1 protein-coding gene is annotated in these 4,345 nt (G+C 72.6%); it reads left to right on the top strand.

Going from position 1 to position 4,345, the window contains the following annotated elements:
* Nucleotides 1-4,345, top strand: a 4,345-nt coding sequence (locus ABZW18_RS34235) for a type I polyketide synthase (protein WP_356195291.1), incomplete at both ends; no start/stop codon positions are given.

Raw genomic sequence — 4,345 nt, 5'->3', positions numbered from 1 at the left:
TGAGCCTGCTGACGGAGCCGGTGGCCTGGGAGGGCGGGGAGCGTCCGCGCAGGGCCGCGGTGTCCTCCTTCGGCATCAGCGGCACCAACGCCCACGTCATCATCGAGGAGCCGCAGGACGAGCCGGACGACTCGAGCGCATCGGCCGAGCGCCCCACCGAGGGCGGACCCGTCACCGGCGTCGTGCCGCTGACCTTCTCCGCACGGGCCGAGCGGCCGCTGCGTGAACTCGGCGCACGGCTGAAGGGCGTGCTCGCGCACGCACCCGAACCCGACCCGGACGACGTGGGCCGTGCCCTCGCCACCACCCGGGCCACGTTCGACCACCGGGCCGTGGTGCTCGCCGCGGACCGCGCCGGGCACCTCGATGCTCTCGACGCCTTGGCCGAAGGCCTTCCCCACCCAGGACTCGTCACCGGTGCGGTCGGCGAGTCCGGTGCCATCGGCGGCACCGTCTTCGTCTTCCCCGGCCAGGGCTCGCAGTGGCCCGGGATGGCGCTGGAACTGCTCGAGACCTCGGAGGTGTTCCGGGACCGGATCAACGAGTGCGCGGCAGCGCTCGGTGAGTACACCGACTGGTCGCTCCTCGAGGTGCTGCGCGGCGAGCCGGGAACACCGGGCTACGACCGTGTCGACGTCGTCCAGCCCGTGCTGTTCGCCGTGATGGTCTCCCTGGCCGCGCTGTGGGAGTCGATCGGCGTGCGCCCCGACGCCGTGGTCGGGCACTCTCAGGGCGAGATCGCCGCCGCCTGCGTCGCGGGAGGGCTGACGCTGTCGGACGCCGCTCGCGTCGTGGCACTGCGCAGCCAGGCGCTGGCCGAGCTGGCCGGCACCGGCGGCATGGTCTCCGTACCGCTCCCCGCCCACGAGGTCGAGCAGCGGATCCGGCGGTGGGGCGACCGGCTGGCCGTCGCCGCGGTCAACAGCCCAGGGTCCGCCGTGGTCTCCGGTGACCCGGAGGCGCTGGACGGGCTGCTCGCCGAGTACACGGCCGAGGACATCCGCGCCCGCAGGGTGCCGGTGGACTACGCGTCGCACTCGGCGCACGTGGAGGCGATCCGGAAGCGGCTGCTCGACGTGCTGGCACCGGTGGCACCGCGCGAGTCGGCCGTGCCGTTCTTCTCGGCGGTCACCGGCGCGCAGCTGGACACATCGGAGCTCGACGCGGCCTATTGGTACCGGAATCTGCGGCAGCCGGTGCGGTTCGACACCGCCACGCGCACCCTCCTCGACCGGGGTCACCGCGCCTTCATCGAGGTCAGCGCCCACCCGGTGCTGACGATGGCGCTGCAGGAGACCTTCGTCGCCGACCGGCCCGCGAACGGCGAGGCCGTCGGCGGACCGGAGGACACCCCGGCCGAGGACGCCGTCGCACTGGGCACGCTGCGGCGTGACGACGGCGGCATGGACCGGTTCCTGACCTCGGCGGCGACCGGGTACGTACGCGGCCTCGGGGTGGACTGGGCCTCGCTCACCAGCAGCCGGAGGACCCGGGTCGTCGACCTGCCCACCTATCCCTTCCAGCACGAGTCCTACTGGCTCGATGCGGCCGCCAGGACGGGCGACGTGACCGCGGCGGGCCTGCGGGCGGCCGAGCACCCGCTGCTCGGCGCTGCCATCGAACTCGGTGACGAGCGCGGCATGGTGCTCACGGGGCGGTTGTCGCTGCGTACGCATCCGTGGCTGGCCGACCATGCCGTGAGCGGCACGGTGCTGCTTCCCGGTACGGCCTTCGTGGAACTGGCTCTGCAGGCCGGCCACCGGATCGGCTGCGACCGGGTCGAGGACCTCACCGTGCTGGCGCCTCTGGTGCTCCCCGAGGGTGCCATGGTGCGGATCCAGGTCGCGGTGGGCGAGACCGACGCGGGCGGCCGGCGCACGCTGACCGTGTACTCCCGGCCCGACGAGGACGCGCCGGAACAGCCCTGGACCCGGCATGCCACCGGCGTACTCGCCCAGGGCGCGCCGGGCGAGGCACCGGCCGAGCTCTCCGGGGTGTGGCCGCCCGCCGGGGCGACTCCGGTGGATCTCACGGGGGCATACGAGCGACTGGCCGGACAGGGCTACGAGTACGGCCCTGTCTTCCAGGGACTGCGTGCCGCCTGGCGGCTCGGCGACGAGGTGTACGCCGACGTGTCACTCGGCGCGGAAGAACGCGCCGCGGCCGGCGAATTCGGCCTCCATCCGGCGCTGCTGGACGCCGCGCTGCATCCGGTGGTTCTGGGTGCGCTCGGCGCGTACGAGAAGGGCGTGCTGCCCTTCTCCTGGAGTGGCGTCTCGCTGCACGCTGTGGGCGCCGTGTCGCTGCGGGTCCGGCTGCGTCCGGCAGGGCCGAACGAAATTTCGGCCGTCGTGGCGGATGCCGTCGGCGCGCCGGTGGCCACCGTGGAGTCCCTCGTGCTGCGGCCGATGAACAAGGACTCGCTGCGCGCAGCGGGCCAAGCGCTGTCGCCGCTGCTGCGCGTCGAGTGGAATTCGATCACCGTGGACGACGACAGCACCGAGGTTCCGGAGACGGACCTGCTGGTCGTGGCTCCGGCCCAGCCTGACCCGGCCGCCTCGGTCCGGGCGGCGACGGCCGAAGCCCTGGAGGCGATCCGAAACCGGCTCGCCGACAGCGGGGGGCCGGGGTCACCTCTGGTCGTGGTGACGCGGGGTGCGGTCGCGGTGTCGCCCGGTGAGGGTGTTCGGGATCTGGCGGGGGCGGCGGTGTGGGGTCTGGTGCGTTCGGCACAGACCGAGCATCCGGGCCGGTTCGTGCTGGTGGATGTTGAGGGTGCGGGCGAGGTGCCGGCGGGGCTGGTCTCCGCAGCGGTCGCTCAGGGCGAGACGCAACTCGCCGTGCGGGGCGGTCAGGCGTACGTACCGGGGCTGGCCCGGGTGGCGGCTGCCGAGGACAGCGGTGCCTCTCCGGTGTTCGGCGGCGAGGGCACGGTGCTGGTCACCGGGGCTACGGGCACGCTCGGTGGTCTGGTGGCGCGCCATCTCGTCACGGCGTACGGGGTGCGGCACTTGCTGTTGGTGAGTCGTCGTGGCCGGGATGCGGAGGGTTCCGCCGAGCTGGTGGCGGAGCTGTCGGCGCTGGGCGCCGAGGTGTCCATCGCCGCCTGCGATGTCGCCGATCGGGAGGCGCTGGCCGGGCTGCTGGCGGGTATTCCGGCGGAGCGTGCGCTGACGGGCGTCGTGCACACCGCGGGTGTACTGGATGACGCCACGGTCGAATCGTTGACTGCTGAGCGACTCGAGGTGGTGTTGCGGCCGAAGGTGGATGCCGCCTGGCATCTGCACGAGCTCACCCGGGAATCGGACCTCTCGGCGTTCGTCGTCTTCTCCTCCGCCGCCGGAACACTGGGCACGGCGGGCCAGGGCAACTATGCGGCTGCCAACGCCTTCTTGGACGGGCTGGCGCTGGAGCGTCGTGCGCAGGGTCTGCCTGCCATCTCGCTGGCGTGGGGTCTGTGGGCCGAGGCGAGCGGCATGACCGGCGGCCTCACCGGCGCCGACCAGGCCCGTATCGGACGGGCGGGCATCGCGCCGATGTCCGTCGAGCAAGGGCTTGCGCTGTTCGACACCGCACTCACCGGCACGGACGCGTTCGCCGTGCCCGCCCGGCTCGACACGGCGGCGTTCGCGCGAACCGGAGCGCCTGTGCCGAGCATGCTCCGCGGTCTCGTACGTGCCCCCGCCCTCCGGACTGCCGCGGCAGACACCGAAGCGCGTCCGGCGGGACTCGGAAGCCAGGTGCGGGCCATGCCCCAGCCGGAGCAGCATCGCCTCCTGCTCGGCCTGGTGAGCACGCAGGTGGCGATGGTGCTCGGACACGTGGGCACGGACGCGGTGCCGGTGGATCGCGCGTTCACGGAGCTGGGCTTCGACTCGCTGACCGCGGTCGAGCTGCGTAACCGGTTGAACGAGGCCACGGGCCTGCGGCTGCCTCCCTCACTCGTCTTCGACCACCCGACGGTCACGGCCCTCGCCGGTCACCTGCGCACCGAGCTCCTGGGTGAGGCCGGTGCGGCAGAGGACGCCCCGGCCCCGGCGTCCGCCTACGAGCCGATTGCGATTGTGGGGATCGGTTGCCGTTACCCGGGTGATGTGCGGGGCCCGGAGGACTTGTGGCGGCTGGTGTCCGAAGGACGGGATGCGATCTCGGGGTTCCCCGAGGACCGCGACTGGGATCTGGAGGGGCTGTACCACCCCGATCCGGAGCGTCAGGGAACTTTCTATGCGAAGCATGGTGGGTTCCTTCACGACGCGGACCGGTTCGATGCGGAGTTCTTCGGTGTTTCGCCGCGTGAGGCGTTGGCGACCGATCCGCAGCAGCGGTTGCTGTTGGAGACGGCGTG

It is taken from the genome of Streptomyces sp. NPDC004647, assembly GCF_040609575.1.
GTDB lineage: Bacteria > Actinomycetota > Actinomycetes > Streptomycetales > Streptomycetaceae > Streptomyces.
This window is presented reverse-complemented; position numbering and strand designations above follow the sequence as displayed.